The sequence below is a fragment of the Thalassotalea montiporae genome, from assembly GCF_053485855.1.
In genome coordinates this window covers 1,015,649-1,036,817 of sequence record NZ_JBQRUO010000001.1, presented here as the reverse complement: position 1 = coordinate 1,036,817, position 21,169 = coordinate 1,015,649, and the positions used below count along the sequence as shown (strand labels likewise).

Annotated in this window: 21 protein-coding genes; 1 reads left to right on the top strand and 20 read right to left on the bottom strand. The window is 38.1% G+C overall.

Annotation, left to right across the window (positions count from 1 at the left end; genetic code table 11):
- Positions 1-5 precede the first annotated feature (5 nt).
- The 10 genes from ACSLUR_RS04510 to ribH form a co-directional block, all read right to left on the bottom strand.
- Complete coding sequence (locus tag ACSLUR_RS04510) at positions 6-2,339, bottom strand: glycosyltransferase (RefSeq protein ID WP_448552176.1); 2,334 nt, start codon at positions 2,337-2,339, stop codon at positions 6-8.
- Positions 2,339-3,268, bottom strand: a complete 930-nt coding sequence (locus ACSLUR_RS04505) for a DUF4214 domain-containing protein (protein WP_448552174.1) — start codon at positions 3,266-3,268, stop codon at positions 2,339-2,341. Before ACSLUR_RS04505 ends, ACSLUR_RS04510 begins: the two co-directional genes overlap by 1 nt.
- Positions 3,252-4,247, bottom strand: coding sequence for an NAD-dependent epimerase/dehydratase family protein (locus ACSLUR_RS04500; protein WP_448552172.1), 996 nt, complete (start codon positions 4,245-4,247; stop codon positions 3,252-3,254). Before ACSLUR_RS04500 ends, ACSLUR_RS04505 begins: the two co-directional genes overlap by 17 nt.
- A gap of 10 nt (positions 4,248-4,257) precedes the next feature.
- Positions 4,258-5,568: a nucleotide sugar dehydrogenase gene (locus tag ACSLUR_RS04495; RefSeq protein WP_448552170.1), complete on the bottom strand. Its 1,311-nt coding sequence runs from the start codon at positions 5,566-5,568 to the stop codon at positions 4,258-4,260.
- A 277-nt stretch (positions 5,569-5,845) separates the two neighbouring features.
- Positions 5,846-7,264, bottom strand: a complete 1,419-nt coding sequence (locus tag ACSLUR_RS04490; RefSeq protein WP_448552168.1) for a phosphomannomutase — start codon at positions 7,262-7,264, stop codon at positions 5,846-5,848.
- 182 nt (positions 7,265-7,446) lie between these two features.
- Positions 7,447-8,865 (bottom strand): mannose-1-phosphate guanylyltransferase/mannose-6-phosphate isomerase, encoded by a 1,419-nt coding sequence (locus tag ACSLUR_RS04485; protein ID WP_448552984.1) that lies wholly within the window; start codon positions 8,863-8,865, stop codon positions 7,447-7,449.
- Positions 8,866-9,148: 283 nt separating this feature from the next.
- On the bottom strand, positions 9,149-9,622 hold the full coding sequence (locus ACSLUR_RS04480; protein WP_448552166.1) for a phosphatidylglycerophosphatase A family protein: 474 nt from the start codon (positions 9,620-9,622) through the stop codon (positions 9,149-9,151).
- 100 nt (positions 9,623-9,722) lie between these two features.
- Positions 9,723-10,688, bottom strand: coding sequence for a thiamine-phosphate kinase (thiL, locus tag ACSLUR_RS04475; RefSeq protein ID WP_448552164.1), 966 nt, complete (start codon positions 10,686-10,688; stop codon positions 9,723-9,725).
- Between the two features lie 17 nt (positions 10,689-10,705).
- The gene (gene nusB / locus ACSLUR_RS04470) at positions 10,706-11,122 is read right to left on the bottom strand and encodes a transcription antitermination factor NusB (protein WP_448552162.1); all 417 of its coding nucleotides are present in this window, start codon (positions 11,120-11,122) and stop codon (positions 10,706-10,708) included.
- A gap of 66 nt (positions 11,123-11,188) precedes the next feature.
- Complete coding sequence (gene ribH, locus ACSLUR_RS04465) at positions 11,189-11,653, bottom strand: 6,7-dimethyl-8-ribityllumazine synthase (protein WP_448552160.1); 465 nt, start codon at positions 11,651-11,653, stop codon at positions 11,189-11,191.
- A 158-nt stretch (positions 11,654-11,811) separates the two neighbouring features.
- Here ribH and ACSLUR_RS04460 point away from each other — a divergent pair, with 158 nt between their 5' ends.
- Positions 11,812-12,093 carry a DUF6170 family protein gene (locus ACSLUR_RS04460; protein WP_448552158.1) on the top strand — a complete coding sequence of 94 codons (282 nt, stop codon included), beginning with the start codon at positions 11,812-11,814 and terminating at the stop codon, positions 12,091-12,093.
- Here the strand turns inward: ACSLUR_RS04460 and pssE are convergent.
- The 10 genes from pssE to ACSLUR_RS04410 all read right to left on the bottom strand — a co-directional run bounded on the left by pssE (position 12,079) and on the right by ACSLUR_RS04410 (position 21,168).
- Positions 12,079-12,531, bottom strand: coding sequence for a PssE/Cps14G family polysaccharide biosynthesis glycosyltransferase (gene pssE, locus ACSLUR_RS04455; protein WP_448552155.1), 453 nt, complete (start codon positions 12,529-12,531; stop codon positions 12,079-12,081). The genes ACSLUR_RS04460 and pssE overlap by 15 nt on opposite strands.
- Positions 12,528-13,028: a PssD/Cps14F family polysaccharide biosynthesis glycosyltransferase gene (gene pssD, locus ACSLUR_RS04450; RefSeq protein WP_448552153.1), complete on the bottom strand. Its 501-nt coding sequence runs from the start codon at positions 13,026-13,028 to the stop codon at positions 12,528-12,530. Before pssD ends, pssE begins: the two co-directional genes overlap by 4 nt.
- The gene (locus ACSLUR_RS04445; RefSeq protein ID WP_448552151.1) at positions 13,021-14,250 is read right to left on the bottom strand and encodes an O-antigen ligase family protein; all 1,230 of its coding nucleotides are present in this window, start codon (positions 14,248-14,250) and stop codon (positions 13,021-13,023) included. Before ACSLUR_RS04445 ends, pssD begins: the two co-directional genes overlap by 8 nt.
- A 10-nt stretch (positions 14,251-14,260) precedes the next feature.
- Positions 14,261-15,175: a glycosyltransferase family 4 protein gene (locus ACSLUR_RS04440; RefSeq protein WP_448552149.1), complete on the bottom strand. Its 915-nt coding sequence runs from the start codon at positions 15,173-15,175 to the stop codon at positions 14,261-14,263.
- Positions 15,176-15,199: 24 nt separating this feature from the next.
- Positions 15,200-16,063, bottom strand: coding sequence for a glycosyltransferase family 2 protein (locus tag ACSLUR_RS04435; RefSeq protein ID WP_448552147.1), 864 nt, complete (start codon positions 16,061-16,063; stop codon positions 15,200-15,202).
- Positions 16,063-17,211 carry a polysaccharide pyruvyl transferase family protein gene (locus ACSLUR_RS04430; protein ID WP_448552145.1) on the bottom strand — a complete coding sequence of 383 codons (1,149 nt, stop codon included), beginning with the start codon at positions 17,209-17,211 and terminating at the stop codon, positions 16,063-16,065. Before ACSLUR_RS04430 ends, ACSLUR_RS04435 begins: the two co-directional genes overlap by 1 nt.
- The gene (locus ACSLUR_RS04425; RefSeq protein ID WP_448552143.1) at positions 17,208-18,008 is read right to left on the bottom strand and encodes a nitroreductase family protein; all 801 of its coding nucleotides are present in this window, start codon (positions 18,006-18,008) and stop codon (positions 17,208-17,210) included. Before ACSLUR_RS04425 ends, ACSLUR_RS04430 begins: the two co-directional genes overlap by 4 nt.
- Before the next feature lie 288 nt (positions 18,009-18,296).
- Positions 18,297-19,628 (bottom strand): flippase, encoded by a 1,332-nt coding sequence (locus ACSLUR_RS04420; protein WP_448552141.1) that lies wholly within the window; start codon positions 19,626-19,628, stop codon positions 18,297-18,299.
- Positions 19,625-20,545 (bottom strand): Wzz/FepE/Etk N-terminal domain-containing protein, encoded by a 921-nt coding sequence (locus tag ACSLUR_RS04415; RefSeq protein WP_448552139.1) that lies wholly within the window; start codon positions 20,543-20,545, stop codon positions 19,625-19,627. The genes ACSLUR_RS04420 and ACSLUR_RS04415 overlap by 4 nt, the downstream gene beginning before the upstream one ends.
- Positions 20,546-20,799: 254 nt before the next feature.
- On the bottom strand, positions 20,800-21,168 hold the full coding sequence (locus tag ACSLUR_RS04410) for a DUF2304 domain-containing protein (protein ID WP_448552137.1): 369 nt from the start codon (positions 21,166-21,168) through the stop codon (positions 20,800-20,802).
- Between the last annotated feature and the right edge of the window lies 1 nt (position 21,169).

Below are 21,169 nucleotides of genomic sequence, written 5' to 3'. Positions count from 1 at the left end.
TTAACTTAAATATAATCTCCAAGAACTTTTAAGAATTTACGTTCTACAATATCCCAATTATAGGTACTAGAATAATAGTCAAACCCTTGTTGACCTATTGCAGTTAACAATTCGCTATTTTCTTCTTTGCTGATCCAAGAGAGGAGTTTTTCTAGTTCATAGTAATTATTGTAGTAAAAGCCGCCGTTACTTCTTTCGCATTGCCCAGCCATTACTTTACAATAACCATTTACGATTACAGGTGTTTTCATAGACCAACTCTCCAACAATACCATTGACAAGCTTTCATATTTGCTTGGATTAATTAGAGCTTTAGCTTTAGAAATATAGGATAACTTTTCCTCTTCAGAGACAAAGCCTAAATGTTCAATAAATTGCGTTTCTGGAAACTCCACACCATCGATCTTTCCAATTACTTTTAATTTCAAATTAGACTCAGGGTTTCTAAGTTTATACAATATAAATGAGTCAAAAAGCTCAGAGACGTTTTTGCCAGGTTCTATTCGCCCAATATACAAGATGTATTCATCTTCTATAGATTTAGAAATATCAGTTACTGCTTCATCATCATAATCTTGCTCTAACCCAGAACCTATTACGCTAAATTCGTTGATACAATCAGCACCTAATATCTTCTTAACATAAGACACCTCTTCTGGTGTTTGAAAGATGATATGATCAAAGTTCTGAAATACTTCATTGAAACCGTCAAAATATGCATTTGGCTCATCATGAAAGAATGGAACAACGGCCTTTTTGACGTTAGTAAACCTAATTGCATTAAATGTAGTTTTAAACAAATATGTCCATGCAACTACAAAGTCGTAATTTTGATTAAAGCTACTGATGTAGCTATCCATTTCATTAGAGTTAGGCCCTTGCAACGAATATTTACTGCTTAGTCTAAAGAAACTTGAGGTATCCCTAGAGAGTGTCACTGAGTTTACGGGCTCAGTTTTAAACCTTCGAACCAAAACATTCGTATAATTATCCAAAGAATCTATTTCAGGAAGTTTGTTGTCCCAGTCCAACCCTTGAGAAGTTGAAGTTAATATGTCTATATCAAAGTATGAACTTAGCTTCTTTGCGTATAATTTTGCTATATACTCTGCGCCACCATTTACTGAGTCACCAAATCTTTGAACTAGAAATGCTATTCGCTTTTTTGGTTTATGCTTTGAAACGCATTTTTTTGATAAATCTAAGATAGCCTTAGAACAATTGACAGGAGAAACATTAACAGCAACAAATGATGAGATGTCTTTTTTAAGCTTTTCCAATGCCCCGGGAATGTAAAACAGTCGATAAAGCTCTTTGTACAAATCACCTGAAAGACTCTTATTCTTGTGAGAATTGATTTTAGGAATAAAGCTAGGTAGTTCTGAATACCAACCCACATCAGATACAATAACCGGCACAGCAGCACATAAAGCCTTCATCACAACCGCTGAAGTTTCGCCATAGGACGGCTCTCTAAGTGACAACACTAAATCGCAGCTCGCTAACTCATGTGTAAACTTAGTATTTGAAAGCCCCTCCTCAAGTTTAACGGGAACATACTTCCGTAGCTGCTTTAACTGCTCATAAAAAGCAGGGTAATCTTCTGCAACACTGCCAACGATAACAACTTCGAAATCCCGCCCATGAGCTGCGAGCTCCTTCAAAGCCATTAATTTTTGATCTACCAATTTGTTTTTGGTGATATAGCCAAAAATACCAACTTTCTTATTGACTCTAGAACTATTTCCTGGTGACAAATCATAAAATTGATATGTTTTCAGAATTGGTAATTCACTATCAAATTTACGTACTAAAGATTTAGCATATTCAGAATGAACAATGGCCCCGGTGGCATGCTTTATGAAGGGTGCAAGAAAATCAAACTCATTAATAAACCAACTTTCTTCCCAAAACTTCTCGTTGGAATATTTAATTTTATTCTCAATCCATTTTCTTTTCTCAACCCCATAACAGCTTTCAACAAGAGTAAAGAAAGAAGCTTCACCTCTGTCTAGGTAATAAGCTTTTGCAAATAGGTGCCCCAAATAGGCATCATGAACATGGATAACCCCTGGAAAGGCTTTAATCAAGTGTATCATCGACTCATGAACTGGGTTATTACCTACATGATAAATAATACTTTCAAAATTACGTAGCTCTCTAATATCACAGTTACTCATAAATTTAACTGTAACGTTTTCTATAGGCGCAGGAATACACTCTACAGTACTGAAAACAACTACATGACAATGTTTCGCCAACTCTTTGACAAATTCATATGCACTTTCTGCAACGCCATTCACATAATTCGGCCAAGGTGTGACCACTGCTAATTTCATCAGTTCAATTCTTCTTCTGTTTCTATATATTCAATGATACTATCAACACATTCATTGTTGGAATGATTGTAGTACTGCATACTTGCGTCCATTCTTTGAATTGATTTCACATAGGTAGCTAATTTCAATACGCTTACAGCCCACCGAACTCCACTCCCAAATAAAGGCACTCTTTGGATAGCTAGTAGAGCAAAAAACGGGAACAAATTTCCTTTAATTTTTTTATTAACAAGCTTTCCTTCTCGCGAATACTTCAAGAGAGCCAAAATTTCGGGTTTAGAGTACTCACCAGAGCGAAGCTTATTGAGGTAATAGTCTCGACCAACAGGGTCGGGCTCTCTCCCCAACAACGCATTATAGGAAACATTTATAAAGTCAAAATCATGGAATTGCTGGATCATATTAATATCAACAGTTTCGCCTGGCGGCATAGCAACATTCCTCACTGGTCTTTTTAGCTTCTGCGAGTAAATGTTTAGCTTTTCAAAATGAAAGTCAGAGACACACCCGCCTAATTCTCTCATATCAGTCAACCCAACTTCACTGGGCTTTTGTGCCTTTTCAAACAAAAGCTGTAGCTCAACTGTTTTACAGCCAAGAGAGCTAGGATTAATATTCAATTCAATATCAACCCAATTGTTTGACACCAACTTGACTGACTTTGCAGTCACACCATTGAGTTTTATCTCCGCCAAATTTTCATCTAAATATGTAGATAATTTAAACTTCAACATATGAGCTTTTGCGACAGAAAAATTAACTTTACAAGTCTTTTCAGTCCATCTAAAAGTTCCTTCACTCTGATGAAAGCCATCACTGAAAAGGCTAAAATCCGACTGTGAAAAATGAATAAACTTTTTATCTACGGGTATAGCCTTTGAAGAAAACAAACTAGCTTGAAGCTCTAAAATGTTATGAACTTTTTCCATTTTTTTCACCTTGCTGTTCAATTAAAGCTTTGTAGTATTTAATAACTAACTCTAAGCCCGTTTCTAAAGGTGTAAAATCCAACTCTCCAAGCTCATTTTTTAATTTCGTTATATCAGGCCTACGTCTTTTATGATCATGTGGACGTTCTTCTAAATGAACAGGGGTAAACTCTCTCCCTACCTTTTTATGAATGGAGGCCGCTAGTTCTAAAATCGAGATTTCTGCATCATTTCCCAGGTTAATAAAACCTGTCACATCACATTCAACCAGCTTTCTCAGTAATGATGTTGCATCTTTGATATAACAAAAGCTTCGTGTATGTGAACCATCACCAATGATTGTAAATTCCGGCTCTTGAAGGCACCTAGTTACAAACTCAGGGATAACTTGCCCATATTTTGTATTCACCATTCTTTCGCCATACATGTTAAATATACGTAATACTGTATAGTTAATATTGTACTGTTTGGCGTATAGCCTAGTATAAAAATCGCCTATAACTTTGGAAGATGCATATGAGTCTCTGTCAGCAAATGAGTTAAGTAATACAGGATGACTCTCATTTGTCGGAACCTCCAACGGCTCCCCATAAGCCTCAGATGACGAAGCATAAATTACGTGATTTACTGGTGAGTCTTTAATACTGAGCATTACGTTTCTTGTAATATCAATATTTTGTTGAAATACAAACACCGAATTGTCATAAAAATGTTGCGTACCATTTACAGCGGCAAAATGCATTACGCGAGAAACATTACTGTTTTTAAGAATATTGTGAAGTTGAATGTCGGCTCCATTTTCAGACAAGTCCATTTTTACAAATTCAAAATTTTCGTTGTCGTTTACCTCAGATAGGTTTTCTAGTTTACCTCTAAATAAATTGTCAACACCTATAACTTTATAGCCATTACTAATAAATTCATCACAAATAAAAGAGCCGAAAAAGCCTGCTGCACCTGTTACTAAAATAGTTTCCATCATCCCCTCCTTATACATTTCCTAAACATGTGTATTTAACGCCATTACCATACTGAGATTTTGGGTGTAAATTCCAATAGTCGTATACTAAGCCATTAGAACTCATGCTCTCACACAAAGATGTAACATCCATTCGTTTAAAGTCATCACTGTTATTTTGTACAATGACTAGATCTGCCCCTTCAAAGGCTTCGTTAATAGTTTTTACTCTCTGAATGGGTAAATTTTCCATATCCAAGTCTGAATCTGTTACTAAAGAATCAAATACTCTAATTATAGAGTTTGGAAGAACGCTATTGATGTACTTGATCATGGGAATAGCTAACGATCCCCTTAAGTCACTCGTGGCTGGCATGCCTTTAAAAGCTAGACCTAAAACCGAAATAACTTGGACTCTATTTTCACCTATTTTTTGCAAACACTTTTGAATAGGCGCAGTAACAAGCTCTTCATTTAATTTACGAGATTTGAGGGCTATTTGAGGACGAATTTCAATTTCTTTGAACCCCTCTGCTAATATATAAGGGTCTTTTTCCAAACATGGCCCACCTACCAAACCAGGCAATTTAAGATCTGATCTAGGGTAGTTATGATTGCAAGCCTTAATAACATTGTTGACGTTTATTTGCTTGCCTTCGCACAACAAGGCTACTTCATTTGCAAATGCAAACATTACATCTCGTTCTGTGTTATTGATTAGCTTCGTCATCTCAGCTTCTTGACATGAATCTACTAATACAGTTTCCTCGCATAAATGAGAAAAGAATTCACTCACAAAATTTAGAGATTCTGTGTCTTTCGCTCCTATTACCTGAGGTAAAAACTCGAGCTCATAGACTGCCTTACCCTCGATTGTTCTCTCGGGGCAGAAAGCTAGATAATAATTTGAACAGATTTTATCTAAAATTGGCTTTATAAAACCTTCTGTCGTACCTACTGTAACGGTTGATCTCAGTACTACAGCATCGCCCTCTGAAATAACCTTACTTATCATTTCAGTTACAGAAGACAGGGAATCCATATTAACAGTCCCAGTGCTTCCTAAAGGAGTACCTACGGTTATAATATAAACTCGTTGTTTAGTGGATTTTTCTACATAGTTGCCAAATGTAAACTTACCATTTTCAATAACTTTTTTGACTAGAGGATCAAAGTCATTTTCAAAAAAGTGAGCTTTCTTCTTCTCCAAGCTTTTTAATACTGGCGCAGCCCTTTCAACACCATGGACAGTAAATCCTTTATTTGCAATATGAACACCTAACGTCAATCCCACATAACCAAGACCGACTACAACTACTTCTAAACTATCTTTACATATCATAATTATTTACCATGTAAACCTTCAAACTGAAAATCTTAAATATCTTAATAACTAACACTGTCACTTTTCATACGCTCGATGACTTATTACCAACTTTAGCCAAACACTATATTTCTCAAGCCCTAAAAAGCCAAAGAAGGTTTTTGCCAATTAGTATTTATATGAGGGTTAATATTTGCTAGTGGGAACTTATACTCTTTGATAGCTCATCGAACGCCTATTTTGAACTGCCTTAATTTAACCCCAAAGGTTGCGGGTAACAAGTCTTCAAAATCACCTACATATTGCTTATAGCAGACAAACAACGTTTTACCGCTTCTTTAGCAGTCTTAAAGGTGTTGGCTTCTATATAGCAACGTAATTCAGGGGCATTTCCTGAAGGACGTAAATGTACAATAAGGTCATTCGACAGTTCTAACCTTATGCCATCAATTGTATTTTCATTTAGCACATCCACCCCTTCAAAGCCCATGAAAGTGTTAATATTATCAGGGCTTTGTTCTAACTTTTTTAACAAAGTATGGCTTTTATCTTGAGGAAAGTTTTTGATTCGATCACTAGCAGTATAACGAGTAGGTAAGCTGTTGACATGTGATGAAATACTCTTACCACCTGATTCCGCAAATAACATAAGAGCGGGTAATACGGCATCTCTAGTTGGTAAAGCTTTTAGTATTTTATTATTTACTTTAACATCTGTACCCAAAAGAAAGCCGCCGTTGGCTTCAAATCCGCCTACACTCAGATGTTTGACTGCTAAGTCAGCAAACTCAGCAATAACATAGGGAGAGCCAATTTTTGTTCGTGTTACTGATTTAAAATATTTACTAGACTCAATTAACGTATTGCAACTAATAGGGACTGCAAGGGCCTCGAGGCCTAGTGCTTTAGCACAAATAGTCCCTAATACATCCCCTCTTAACCAATTTCCTTTCTCATCTGAAATCAGTGGACGATCGCCATCACCATCTGTCGAAAAAATCATATCGAAGCCATGATATTCAGACCAACTAAAAGCCTTTTGTTGGTCCTCATCTGACACAGCTTCTGTATCTATAGGAACAAATTCATCACTACGCCCTAGCCCCACAACCTCTGCGCCTAAATCTGAAAACAGTTTAGTGTAAAGATCTCGTCCTGCACTTGAATGCTCGTATATACCAATTTTTTTACCAGACAAAAGAGTGTTAGTGAACAAAGAAGTATAACGCTCCAGATAGGCGTGCGCTGCTTCTTTGTTTACTGGTAAATCAGGAAGTTTTCCTAAAGGCTGAAAAAGGGATTGTTCAGATACAATTGACTGTTCATCCGTTTTTAATATTTCACCGTCAGGTCGATAAAATTTAATACCGTTACGATCAAATGGGATATGGCTGCCCGTGATCATAATACAAGGTACGTTGTCTTGCATCGCTTGATAAGCCAATGCTGGTGTTGGTATAACCCCATAGTAGATAGATCTTATACCCAATTGTTGACAGGCGGCAGCACACGACATCGCCATTTCATAACTACTTGGCCTGTTGTCAATTGCAATTGCAAGACAATCAAACTCAAATGTGCGTTTCATCACATTTACAAATGCAACAGTAAAGGCTGCACAAACATCTGGTGAAAATTGAGTGACTAATCCTCTGGCTCCACTGGTACCAAACACTACGCCACTTCGTTTGATGACGTTGATACTATTTAACATCTGTATTTACAACCTAGCATTATTAGTAATAATCATCGCAGATGATAATCTGCAGATGAATTTTTAATTTAAAAATGATTACCTTTCAAAAGGATAAAGTAGGGTTTCAAGTTCACGGAAAAGTCGAAATTTCAAAAGCTGAGTCAACTCTATTACTGTAACTAGCAAAAATTTCCTGGTTGTTATTTAACTCGTCCAAATACATCTTCAAAGCGAACAATATCGTCTTCACCTAGATAACTACCGCTTTGCACTTCAATCAACTCTAAAGAGAGCTTACCAGGGTTGGTTAAGCGATGCTTTTCGCCAATAGGAATATACACTGATTGATTTTCCGAAACCATTTGCTCTTGCTCACCAACTTGGACAATCGCTGTTCCAGATACTACTACCCAGTGCTCAGCTCTGTGATGATGCATTTGTAATGATAAACTTGCACCAGGTTTAACGGTAATACGCTTAACTTGGTAACGCTGCCCGTTATCAATTGAATCGTAGCACCCCCATGGGCGATGAACTTCCCGGTGTATATCGGGCTCACTACGATTATGAGCTTTTAACTTACCAACAATGTCTTTCACACTCTGTACTTTATCTTTGTGAGCAACTAACAGCGCATCTTTAGTGTCAACTATCACAACATTCTCAAGCCCGATCGTTGCAACTAGCTTATCGGTGTTGTGTACAAGTGTATTTTTACTTCCGATACTAATCACATCACCAATATGCGCATTTTGATCTTCATCTTTTTCGGCAATATCCCACAGTGAACTCCAACTGCCAACATCGCTCCAATTAGCGTCCAGTGGTACTACGTTGACATTCGATGCTTTTTCCATGATTGCATAATCAATTGAGTCATCTGGACTTGCAGCAAAACAGTCTTTATCTACACGAGTAAAGTCCAAATCTTCTGTAGCAAGCGACATCGATTTTTCGCACGTTTGGTGCATGTCGGGTGCAAACTCCTGCAAGGCCGCTAAATAAGCAGACGCCTTAAACACAAACATACCACTATTCCAAAAGTACTCACCGCTTGCTAAGTATGCTTGCGCTGTATCAAGATCTGGCTTTTCAACAAATGATTCAACAGAAAGTACGTCAAGTTCACTTGGTTGTGATTTATTCGCTTTAATGTAGCCGTAACCTGTTTCTGGAGAGTTAGGTACAATACCAAAGGTAATTAGCTCACCAGAGCTTGCAGCCTCTATCGCTTTATTTAATGATTGCTCAAAACTTTCTTGGTTAGAAATAACATGATCAGCAGGAAAAACGGCAATAATTGCATCTTCACACTTTGAATAAGCTTTAAGTGCTGCCAATGCTATTGCTGGGGCTGTATTTCGAGCTAAGGGCTCTAAAATGATTGCCTCTGGCCTCACTCCTACATATTGACACTGCTCAGCTACCATAAAACGATGGTCTTCATTACAAACAATAATGGGGCTGTCTAGATGAGAAACTCGTAACAATGTTTCTTGCAACATGGTGTACTCACCACCTGTAAGGTTTAACAGTTGTTTAGGGTAATGTTTTCGAGATAAGGGCCATAAGCGTGTGCCTGAACCACCAGATAAAATTACAGGGAAAATGCTCAAAATTCGCTCCAACTATTAGTACTATAAATATATGGAGTTAAAAACGTGAAGATAGGAGACTGGAAGAAAGTCCATATCTAGCAATGCAAATATCCATATAAATTGAGTATACTGAAAAATAAATTATTATAATTTTAATTTAGAGTAATTATTCATATCATGGTTAGAAAATCAAGCTTAAGGCTAAACTCCGCACCAAAAGAATAAACCGACTGAACAAATATCAAACAAAAAATATTTTCTTTTACAATTTTTAAACCTTATTTGTTTGAATAATTAGTTCTAGCTAGATCAAAGCATAAATATGAAGACAAACACATGCAAAAGCCCCAGCCAAAACATCATCAAACATAATACCCAATCCTCCATGCACTTTTTTATCAGCAACCGAAATTGGCCAAGGCTTAAGAATATCGAAGAGCCTAAATAGTAAGAAACCAATTATTATATTGGTAATAGAGAAAGGTACAAATGCCATTGTAACTAAAAACCCTGCAATTTCATCCCATACAATGGCAGGATGATCATGAACCCTAGCACATTTTGCTGCTTTCCCACAAATATAAATACCAAATACACATGCCAGCAAAGTGACATATAAATATACTGTCGGTGAAAACTGAATAATTATTAAATAAAGTGGAATTGCAGCTAAAGTGCCAAATGTACCAGGGGCTTTAGGCGCTAAACCCGAACCAAAGCCTAAGGCTAGAAATTGGACGGGATCGCTAAGCTTAAATTGCGTCACAGATTTAGTCATTGTAATTGTAATTCTCTTGGCCGCAGTTGATTGTTGGTGACAGTAAAGTGAGTTACTGAGTTAATATGTTACTTCGCAGTGAAACTAATCAGCAGTGCAATTAGTCACTGCTGAAGTGTTCAAAACCTTTGGCATTAACATGCACAACATTGCTATCAAGCGTAGTGGTCAGCTTCATACTTTTGTTTAGCTGCCCTATGCAGGTGAATTTCACCCCTGCATTGCTAAGTGCTGTCTCCATGCCAACTTTATTATCTTCCGAAACAGTATAAAGTAACTCGTAGTCATCACCACCTGACAACGCTAATTCTCTGGCTTTATCAGCATCGACATTTGCCAACAGCTCAGCAGAAAGTGGCAAGTCATCAAGTACGATATTTGCTCCAACCTGAGATGCTTGGCATAGGTGCGCTAAATCGCCCATCAAGCCGTCAGATAAGTCGATAGCAGCCGATGCATACTCTTTTAAAATCTGCCCAGCCAGTACTCTCGGTTTGGGATAATGAAGTTTCGCCAGTAACGTGTCCTGATACTCTGGAGCAACTTTCATTTCTTGCTGCAACATTTTCAGCGCCAATGCGGCATCGCCAAGCTTACCAGTCACATATAACCAATCACCAACAGCAGCACCACCTCGAGACAGGCCTTTATTTGCAGGTAACAGGCCTTGTGCGGTCACCGTGATGCTTAATGGCCCTGAAGTCGTATCACCGCCGATGAGTTGGACGTTGAAATATTCTGCGAGTTCAAATACGCCAGCACAGAATTCGGTAACCCAGTTTTCATCAACACTCGGCAGGGTTATCGCCAGCGAGATCCAGCTTGGTTCCGCGCCCATTGCCGCTAAGTCAGACAAGCTTACAGCCAAAGACTTATGCCCGATAGCGCGAGGCTCAGCATCCGCAAAAAAATGGACGCCAGCAACTAACGTATCTGTGGTAATCGCAATATGATGGTGTTCACCAGATGATACAAGCGCACAATCATCACCAATGCCCAAATGAACATCTTTTCGCTGAACAGGTTGCTCAGCGAAAAAACGTTTGATCAGATCAAACTCTTTCATGGAGGTTTTGATTGAGGTTATTCGTTTGGACGAAACTGTTTAACAAGCTTGTCAAGCACGCCATTGACGAACTTGTGGCTATCATCAGCTGCAAAGGCTTTCGCTAATTCAATTGCTTCGTTGATAATGACGCGATATGGCACGTCTTGGCAGTCACTTAGCTCATAAATTGCTGTGCGTAAAATCGCCTTTTCAACATGATCAATTTCATCTAGTGGACGATCAACCAGTGGTGCGATTGAACTATCTAACTCTGTGATACGGGCTGTTACGCCACGAAACAACTGCTGAAAGTATTCAATATCAAAACGGCGTTTAGCGTTTTCAGTTAAGAAATGCGCCTCAACAACGTTAATATCGTTGCCACTTAATTGCCATGAGTATACGGCTTGTACCGCTAACTCACGGGCTTTTCTTCGAGGAGAAGGTTTCACTGTATTATCCTATATAAAATCTTTAATAAGCTTTATTGGCCATAAATGCTCTTATCGATGAGGCAATTATAGCTTGGCTAATACGTTAACCATTTCAAGCGCGCCAAGTGCTGCTTCTGCGCCCTTGTTACCCATTTTAGTACCAGCACGTTCAATTGCTTGTTCGATTGAGTCGGTCGTGATTACACCAAATGACACAGGAACAGAAGCAGACAATGCCACTTGCGCTAGGCCCTTGTTACACTCACCTGCAACAAAATCAAAATGAGGCGTACCACCGCGAATAACTGCGCCTAAAGCGATGATAGCATCGAACTCTTGCTTTTCTGCCACTTTCTGTGCAGTTAACGGTAACTCGTAAGCGCCAGGTACTTTAACAACCGTAATGTCTTCATCATTCACACTACCGTGTCTTTTTAACGCATCGACTGCACCTTCTAATAACGAGTTAACAACGAAGTCGTTAAAACGAGAAACCACGATAGCAAACTTTTTGCCTTTCGCTTCAAAATTACCTTCAATTACGTTCATTGAAATTTACCTTGGATAAAAAATTGTCGCGATTCTAACAAAAAATCGCAATTTTAGGTACTGGTTTATCAAGATAAACCAACATCGATTCGAAAAAGGAAATTGTGCGTTACAGAAGTAATTAAGTTAAAATGAGTGAAAATTTATAGAGGTGACTGATGAAACTATTTCTATCATCTAAAGACATTCCATCACTTTCAAGCTTAAACTCAGATAAACGCAATGAGAGTGTATACAAAGCTCAACAAAAACTTGAAGTACCACAAAAACTCACGTTAAGCCTTTTAAAGCTGGTTTTATTAACCCCACCCTTTATTTTTCTTGCTCGACAAGAATGGTTGATATTGACGATAACAATAGTATTAAGCGCAATAGGTTATATGTTGATATTTAGGCCATTGTTCTTCAATTTTATTAATAAGCTGCTAACTAAGGACTAGCTCCATTAGTTTAGACTTCATGAAAAAGCGCTCTGGGGTGTATGGCGTAAATGCTAGCTCGCCCGACGATATTTTAGAAAGCAGCTTGGGGATTTGATCTAACTGCCACGCAACCGCTAAATGGTTGTGAGCTTCCATAAAGCTAGCTAAATCAGCTTGGTGCTTGTCTACTCGTTCGAGATTAGGAACGAGTATGACAGGCTTATCAAGGGCTAAAAGTTTATACGTAGAGCCCGCTCCCGCATGGGAAATAATAATATCCGCACTTCGATAATATTGCTCTATCTCGTCAGTAAACTTAAAGCTATGGTGACGTTTTAATTCAAGGTCTGTTGGGCCCGTTTGAAGGGTGAACTCAACCCCCTTTAAGTTAAGGTGTTCTATATAATCAAATAGCTTATCAAAAGACGTAGTGCCAACTGTCACTAAAACTTTCATAGCAAACCCACATAAGTTGATTTTGGATATAAACTTTGCAAAGACTTGTTTTGCACCCAGAACTCATCAGCCAACATATACATGACTTTTCCTGTTAAAGATTTGGTAGTAAATCTTGAACAAGACTCAACATGAAGTACTTTAATCCGGAGCAATTTCGCAGCTATTGCTGTAGCTATGGCCTTTCCTGGTCCTGTTGAAACCACCAGTGAAACGGGGTTAGTTAAAAGAAACAAAAAGCTCTTTACAAAATTTCTAATTAGCCAAAAAACCGAGAACAAGCTTTTGAGCTTACTCTGTTTATCTCTTACTTCATCCAGCAAAATAATCTCATCGGCCCAACTGATAGTTCTATCGACGTCGGTCATAGCCGTAAATGTGACCATTTCACAGCGGGATACATCAATATAGTTTATCAAACACTCCATTTCGGCTTGGTGCCCTCCCTCCCCGAAAACAAATATTACTTTTTTGCGAAGGTTTGTCTTATCAGACATTTGCAATTTCCTTCAATTTTTTTTCCTGTTCAGAGTTTCTTAACCATTGCTGTCCAGCGATTATTCCCATAAGCAACCAAAAAAAGTAGAAAAACGATATAGTGTAATATACTGGCCCTGCTAGCATCGCAATCAGCATGGCTAAGAAAGTATATAACGTGGCTTTTTCTATGGAGCTCTCAGGGCCTTTTGCTTGATAGAGCGGTTTGACTAAGCGGTAATGTAAAAATACAAATATGGTAAACAGCACTGGCCCCAGCTCTACCCAATACTTTACCCAGTCTGAGTGTGCTGAATAGCCTTGCCCTGATGGTAACTTCAGAGCATTCATATTAACTTCTTGGCCAAAACCTGCGCCCTTATAGCGGAATCTTGCATACCAATCATCTAGAAGTAATTTCCAATGAAGTACTCGCCACTGAAAGGAAGACTCTAATTTTTGACCTTCTTCAACTTCTAAATCCACGCCAGCAACAAAAGTTTCTACTATGCGATCACCGATAGGTGTGTGCATAACAACAATATACGAAGTTGGTACTGCTAAAATAAAACAGGTAAAAATTGCGAGAAACTTGCGCTTACTTGATAAAATCACATAGATTCCTATTACACCAGCTAAGCTAATGATATTTTTCAAAGTTCCGCTAGCAATAATGAGTGCAAAAGATATTACCGCCATATAAAGGAAAAAACCGCGGTGTCTACTTTCCATCAACCAGCGGACGGTAAAAAATACGCACGAAAACAGCGCTATATTGGCGAGTATATTAACCCTACCAGTTATTCCTATGGGTCGAAAGACTTCTTCAACTTCTACGCCTAATCCTAAAAAGTACCCAAACAATCCAATTGAAATGTGCAGGAATATTGCGAATGATAGGGTAAAAAGGGCAATATGACGTTTTCCATACAAGGTTAGAATAAAGCCTAAAAATAGAAATGCTCCCATTAGCATAAGCTTCATCAATTCTGACAGCGAGCTTGCAAGCGGCATACTATTTAGGAACGCGATAGCAGTACTCACCAATGCAATACCGAACAGCCCTAAATAGCTTCTAGTAATAGGGCTTTTTAAAAACGATACTAATGCCCCTCGATTGATGATCACAAATAATAGCGTCAAAGAGAGTAGAAAAACGGGTACGCCTAAACGCAAAATACTTGAGTCAAATGATATAGTGACAACTCGAAGAAACCAAAAGAATAAAATGACGCCGCTCATGCAGATTGACCTAAGCTAATTGTGAACGATAAACATTTATTACTTGGTGGCAAACCGCTTGATTAGATAGGGCTTCTTTATCTTTTTCAACGTACCTAAATAGCTCTTCGTTTTCTAACCAGTGCGCTACGCCATCAGCCAATTTACTATCAACGTCATCTACAACACAATGAGGATAGTCATTAAGTAGCATCGGCACGTCTCCAACACGCGTTGATATTACAGGTAGATCACACAGCATGGCCTCTTTTACCGCTTGCGGTGACCCTTCATAATCAGAAGTCATTAACATCACCGTTGAACTTCTAAATAAATCCGCCACTTCATTTCTGTTTAAATTTTCAAGCAACGCAACATCAAAGTTGACAGCTGTTTTTTTCTTGACTGCATCAATAATACGGCAAAAGCGATCATAGTTTTTTTCTGGTCGACTAGGGCTTGAAGGGAAAACAACAACGGGCTTTCTTAATTGTTCTGTCGAGTAAAACTCCTTTGTAATTCCACAAGGAATATATGTGGTTTGATCTGTTTTCTCTTTAACTATTTCATTAGTCTCATTACTTACATTAATAATGAAGTTACTAAGCTTGATGGCCAACTTTGTTACGAAACGAGTCATCGGGTAATGTCCCACAACGTCACCACCATGAGTAGTAAGTACAATTTTAACGCCTTTTAGTTTTAACCATGGAATCAATGCCAAAATAGGCAATATAGTTAGCCCAAAATGGAGATGAAGAATATCTGGCTTGAAATTTTTAATGGTTTTAAACAATCCAAATGTCGAGAGTAAATATTTCTGAAATGGACTTTTCCCATCAACAAAATGAAGTTTGACCTTATCATCGCCAAGTATGCTAGCGATCTCTTCTACCTGCTCTTTTACGAAAATGCCGAAATAAGGCGCACCATCTTTAGGGTACATGTTTGTAACAACTAGGACTTTCATTTATAGCTTAGCCCCTAACTTTATCGCTAATGCTCTCAGCCAATTTTTTACGTCACCCAAATTAAATAATTCAAATAAAGTTAACCAAGGCAATTTTTTATTTACAAAAATTGCTTTTCGCAAATTCGCATTTTTGCGTTGTTGTTTGTTCATTAAATGCCAATAGCGGTCATAAAACTTTTCGCAGCCCCTCATTCTTTTGCTAGAGGATGTAATTCTTTCACGAGTACGATCAATGTCCGCCACATACAGTGGTTCCATAATTTTTCTAGCATTGCCATGCTTAAGTAGCATGCGAACCCAAGTATCGTAATCTTGCCAAGCTGGCATATCTTCGCAAAAGCCATTTATTGCTTGAAATTTATCTTTGGTCGCAAGAATTTGATTACCTACGATATTATCTAACAACAATTGCTCTAACGTTACTTTTGAGGTCGTAGTAGTCAAGATACTCTTTTGACAAAACTCAGCAGTGCTTTTTATATTTAAATCCCACTGCAATAATGACGTGCAAACAAAAGCGTCTTCATCTGTTATCGCATCAACCATATGTTGAATTCTTTGGGGATGGAAAACATCATCATCATCCAACCCTGTACAGAATTTTCCATGAGAGTTATTAATACAAGTATTTCTTGCTGCACAAGCGCCTTTAGGGTGTTCGTGCTTAAAGTAACGAATGTTTGAATATTTATTACAATATTCAGCCATCATATCGTCCGTGTTATCTGAGGAGCCGTCGCTACAAACCAATATTTCGATATTGTTGTATGTCTGTTTGAGCACTGATTCTAGCGCTCGCTCTAATAATGCCGAACGATTATGAGTAGGGATGTATACAGAAACGAGAGGAGTAGATGACATTAAGCTTCAACTACCTCTTTCACCGTTTGCCACATTTGCTCTGTAACATTTTTATAATGACCACTTTTCAATTTTAAGGTGTCACTCACAACGTTATCATTCGCTAAACAGTTATCTAACAAGCGAATTACTGCATCATCTTGATAATCACCTGACACTAAATAATCGCTTACCTCATATTCACTAAACAATTGCTCATATTTATGGCTCCAACTGGTACCAATACACGGAATATTTTGAGATAAAGCGCTAACACATCCGTGAAAGCGAGAGCATAGAATCATTTTTGCACCACCAATCAGTCCTTTGACTTTAATGGGGTCCAACTCAGTAATAATTGGTAATGGAGTTGCTAACTGTTCATTAATTTGCTCGCAAATGCTTCTATCTTCTGCGCCTTCATGATTAAGAATATATACCCCTAACCCCTTATTTTGGCAGTACTCTGCCGCTACTTTAAACAAATGAATATAGCTACTTCGCCACGCTTTGTTTGGGTTCTTTTCATTTATCATGTTGTGATTTGGAATCAAACAAACTTGAAAGTTATCAGCACTATAATAATCTGGCAGTGATCCAACTAACGCATTCGTAAAATCAGGGAAAACTTCAACGTTCTTATGATCTGCCATTAAATTACTTAAATGTTCAAATGACTGTTGTTCTCTAGCGCAAACAAGCGAAGCATATTTCATTTTACTACTGATCTTTTGCTTGTTTTTTTCTTTAGAAAATGGCCCGAATGCTTGAGGTAAAAATATATATTTTTTACCAGCGATGTGCATGCGTTTTGCTTCAGCAAGAGCATGTTCAAGAATAACTGAATTCCACTGATCGCCATAGGCAAAACCAGAGGCATCAAGCACAACATCGATATCAGCTTCTGTTACTACTCCCCACTTCTTAAGCCAATTTCTAACTTTATGAGGTAATGATGTTGTCAAACTATTCAAATCAAATGGATACTTTCGAAGAGATAACTTTTGCCATGCTCTATAACGTATGCGATTTTGAAATGTTGAGTTAGCATTAGGTGCTAAAACTATCTCTGCATCTGGCCAAAAAGCTTCAATTTTTTGCACAATAGCACATAGCATAAGTTCAGCGCCCTTATTAACAAACTGGACGCCTTTAATTTCAATGATCATAGTTGGACTTCTTTTATTAACTGTTCAGGTCTTTTCTTCTGAGAGAATGGGATTTTTCCTTCTGCATCCGCATAGCCGAAGGACATCAACATGATAGGACGTTGATATGGCGTTAATTTTAGCTTTTTGGCCATAAGTTTTTCTCTAAACTCAATATCAGGCCAGTTTATAGGACAGGTACTTACCCCTAAACTCTCAAACGCCAACATCAATTGCATTGACGCTAGTGAAGCATCAATGTATATCACATGCTTATCACGTTCTGCTGGGTATGAGGAAAGGTCGCCAATAACAACAAATAAAGCAGGTATATTTTCAGCAAAGCCTGCTGTTCCCATCGCTAGTTTAGCAATAGAAACTGCATCATCTCCTGTCAACAAATGAAACTCAAACGGTTGGCGATTACAAGCACTCGGCGCTAATGCTGCCATTTCCATAGCCTGATATACAAGCTCTTTAGCTACCGGCTTATCTTGATACCAGCGAACTGAGCGACGTCGTTTAAACAGCTCATTTAACGATGATGCATCTATGTCAGTATTCGGACGAGCATGTTCTGCGTATGGAATAAACCCTGATGACTCATCACACTTTATGGTTGCGCGAGCCATTTGAAACTGTTCCTGGTAGACCTTTAGTTGTTGAGTTAATTCTACAACGTCAAAATATTCAGTTAATACGTCAGTTGCCCACTTTAACTCTTGGGCGCAGATTGACGGCTCTGCTACACACTTAACATAACAATCAACCGTTTCGCCAATATAAGCTAATGCAAATACGGCTCGACGAGGCTGCATAATTAAGCCCTTTTCTAGTCGATGCGTATTTCTTCTCAGTAAAACACTACTATGGTTTATCTCCTCAAGAGAGTTCTTATACGCCAATCGGCCTTTCAGTACTGACTGGTGTTCTCGATGAAACTGCCTGCTAAAAAACAGATAATAAAACGAGCTTAAAAACTTAGAGCTCGCAAACACAGGAATGATTGCTTCATCAAAGCGAGAGATAAAACCTCTTACTTTTTCAGCTGTTTCCCTCGAAATAAATAATTTTAGAATTTTCTTCATAATATTGATGGGATTACCCTAATTTCTAGACGCTGATTTTAAACCAAGCCCCAAGAGCCTTAAAGGCGAGAATAATGAATTTGTCATAATCATAGCCATTGGCCAGGTTGCTCGGCTAAAAAACAATGTTATATAAGATGCGGCTGCGTATGAAATAACCGTCGATACTGCTGCTCCAATGCCGCCATAAAGTGGAATTAGGTAAAAATTAAAGCCTATATTAACAACCATGCCGATACCATGTGTAAACAATGAGTACTTGACCAAATTTTCAGCAACCAGCCACTTACTCAATAGTGCCCTCATAAACACAAAAATGCTTGCCCAGATATGAATGGTCAATATGATGCCTGCTTCTTTGTATGCATCACCATATAGAAATGTCACTAACCACGGTCCTATTACCGTAATAAAGGTCGCAATTAGTAACGCCAAAAGGAACAACAAATCATTAGTTCTTTGTAACTGTGATTGATAACTAGCTTGTTCAGCGCTTTCTTTTAATTTTAAAATCTTGGGAAAGAAAGCGGTTACAATAGCTGTTGCAAAGAAATACCAAACTTCCGAAAGTCGACCAGCGACCGCATAAACCCCAACCTCTTCACTAGACACCAATTCACCCAGCATGACTTGATCTATCTTCAAATAGATAACAGATGCTATGCCAGAAAGAATCAACCAATATGATTGACTTAATAAGGATTTCCCATACTGCCAGTCGACAAGCGTAATCGAAGCACGGTTTGATTGTTTAATATAAACAGAATAAAAAGCAACTGATAACACAAAGAATTCAATAGCGTGAACCCAAATGTAGGTGGTTAAGCTGGCATCATTTAGATAACAAATCAGCTTAATGACAAAAAATAAAAACGTGTTGAAAAATCTGCATAATACAATGATCTGATTTTTAAGTTTCGCTTGAAACCAGAAATCTACAACATGAAGACAATTAAAAATATTAACTCCAGCAAACAAAATCATTGCCCACTGGTTACCATCGACACCACTTAACTCTACATTGAGGATGACTATAGTGCTCAAAACAAAAGCGATGAGAGCAGCAATAAATCTAAACATTAATGCCGTTGAGATAATTATCTCGGTTTTATTTGGGTGCTGAACTATCTCCCTCGTCACTATAGCATTGAAACCTATCGAGCTAAGCGGGCTTAATAAAGCAAGAATAGCTAATAAATAGCTCAATACTCCGAAGTCATTTGCTCCTAGTTGACGAGCAATCAGGATATTTATAGCTAGGACAAAGCCTAGCGAAATAACTTTTTCACCAATAAGCCAAATTGAATTCTTAAATACAGCACTATTTTTCAGCGCCGACAGCTTAATCATTGTTTGCTATTAAAGACAAAGTGACGCGCTAGAACGATAGTAATAATAAAAATTGCGCCAAATATTGTCGCGCCTATACAGATTAATGCACGTTGTGGCGAAACCTTTTCTTCAGGAAAACTAGGCGGATCTATTGTCTTAAAAACATACTCTTTACGAACTTCAGTCAACAATAATGTTTTCATTTGCTCTTCCATTAGCTGAAAAAACGTTTCTCTCATTGTTGAACTGTCAGTCTTATTTGTAGCCGTTTGCAGATAATGAATACTTTGCTTAGCTTCTACCATGTCTTGCTGACGTACTTCTTCATTAATGTCTTCAATTAGCCACAGAAGCCATTGCTGAGCAATTTTCGGATCGTAAAACTCCAGTTCTATTCTAACTACACCTGTTTTTTTATCACTATCAACAACCAGTATGCTTTCAAATGCTTGAAATACGTCTTCAGCTGAAGGGGTAACAGGCTTCGGTGGCACGACATCACGCACCCAAGTTTTCGCTTCTTGGTCGTATAGCTTATTGTTGATAATCAATTGGCCACTCTCATCAACGCCTTCTGCTGCTATCAGAGGCACTAAAATACCTCGACTATCAACGAACTTTTTCAGAAATACGCGAGACTTTAATAATTCTTTGGCAAGCTGAACTTTGCTATCGTCACTACCGCCGCCAAGTGCAGCCCCCGCCAAACCAGCAAGCCCGCCCAAGTTGCCAGCAATTGCACTAAGGCCTGAGTCTGAGCCTTTATTTGATATCAGTTTAGCTTGAGACTTATAAATATTTGGTAGTGATATTGCGACGAAAACGGAAGCTGCCGCAAATAACAATACAAAAAAGCTGATAAGAATTTTATTTTGCCAAAGGACAGAAAAAACTGACGAAAGCGAAACCTCTTCGTAATTATTTGGCGTAGCCATGTATAGTGAATTCCTTATTAACACCTAGCCCATACTAATGCGGTTGAGCTATGTCTTATGTCTTGTATAAAAATGGATTTTAAAGCTAAGCGGTGAATAATACATTAGGGGAGGCAGTATATCTAGTCGATGAACATTACCTAATAGCAAGCTGGGCTGATTATTTAACCGCACTTAATAGGGAATTAGAAATATCAACTCAATGCAAATTTTTGAATTAATAGACTTGATTATTCAGGTGAGTATCACACTATCTACGCATTTGAGGACTTATCAACTAAATAACGTAATTCGTCTACTTCAGCTTCAAGGATTGCCAGCTTTTGAACGAGTCTACTTTGGGTAATATTCATTTTATTTCGCTCAATATCCATTAATAGAATTTTTAAGAGCGCTGCACAAATTCCCAAAATTAAAGGAATGACTGGCGGATATGCGATGCCCATTGCATGCCCAAACTTATCAATTAAGCCAGGAAACGCTCCTAGGACGAATATAGTGAGCGCAACTAACACCCAACGAACCGCTTGTTTTGGTGCAAGATGATCTCTCCTAACTAGCCAATAAATCACCAGAGCAATTATTGCACCAATTATAGATGAAAAAAGCTGAGGGTTTTCCAAT

Coding starts and splice junctions, on each gene's coding strand:
- ACSLUR_RS04460 (WP_448552158.1), top strand. CDS start 11,812: ATGAAACTATTTCTATCATCTAAAGACATTCCATCACTTTCAAGCTTA.
- ACSLUR_RS04420 (WP_448552141.1), bottom strand. CDS start 19,628: ATGATTAAGCTGTCGGCGCTGAAAAATAGTGCTGTATTTAAGAATTCA.
- ACSLUR_RS04415 (WP_448552139.1), bottom strand. CDS start 20,545: ATGGCTACGCCAAATAATTACGAAGAGGTTTCGCTTTCGTCAGTTTTT.
- pssD (WP_448552153.1), bottom strand. CDS start 13,028: ATGTCTGATAAGACAAACCTTCGCAAAAAAGTAATATTTGTTTTCGGG.
- ACSLUR_RS04490 (WP_448552168.1), bottom strand. CDS start 7,264: ATGTTAAATAGTATCAACGTCATCAAACGAAGTGGCGTAGTGTTTGGT.
- ACSLUR_RS04440 (WP_448552149.1), bottom strand. CDS start 15,175: ATGTACCCTAAAGATGGTGCGCCTTATTTCGGCATTTTCGTAAAAGAG.
- ACSLUR_RS04505 (WP_448552174.1), bottom strand. CDS start 3,268: ATGGAAAAAGTTCATAACATTTTAGAGCTTCAAGCTAGTTTGTTTTCT.
- ACSLUR_RS04435 (WP_448552147.1), bottom strand. CDS start 16,063: ATGTCATCTACTCCTCTCGTTTCTGTATACATCCCTACTCATAATCGT.
- ACSLUR_RS04500 (WP_448552172.1), bottom strand. CDS start 4,247: ATGGAAACTATTTTAGTAACAGGTGCAGCAGGCTTTTTCGGCTCTTTT.
- ACSLUR_RS04425 (WP_448552143.1), bottom strand. CDS start 18,008: ATGCAGCCTCGTCGAGCCGTATTTGCATTAGCTTATATTGGCGAAACG.
- thiL (WP_448552164.1), bottom strand. CDS start 10,688: ATGAAAGAGTTTGATCTGATCAAACGTTTTTTCGCTGAGCAACCTGTT.
- ACSLUR_RS04445 (WP_448552151.1), bottom strand. CDS start 14,250: ATGAGCGGCGTCATTTTATTCTTTTGGTTTCTTCGAGTTGTCACTATA.
- ribH (WP_448552160.1), bottom strand. CDS start 11,653: ATGAACGTAATTGAAGGTAATTTTGAAGCGAAAGGCAAAAAGTTTGCT.
- pssE (WP_448552155.1), bottom strand. CDS start 12,531: ATGAAAGTTTTAGTGACAGTTGGCACTACGTCTTTTGATAAGCTATTT.
- ACSLUR_RS04510 (WP_448552176.1), bottom strand. CDS start 2,339: ATGAAATTAGCAGTGGTCACACCTTGGCCGAATTATGTGAATGGCGTT.
- ACSLUR_RS04480 (WP_448552166.1), bottom strand. CDS start 9,622: ATGACTAAATCTGTGACGCAATTTAAGCTTAGCGATCCCGTCCAATTT.
- ACSLUR_RS04495 (WP_448552170.1), bottom strand. CDS start 5,568: ATGATATGTAAAGATAGTTTAGAAGTAGTTGTAGTCGGTCTTGGTTAT.
- ACSLUR_RS04430 (WP_448552145.1), bottom strand. CDS start 17,211: ATGATCATTGAAATTAAAGGCGTCCAGTTTGTTAATAAGGGCGCTGAA.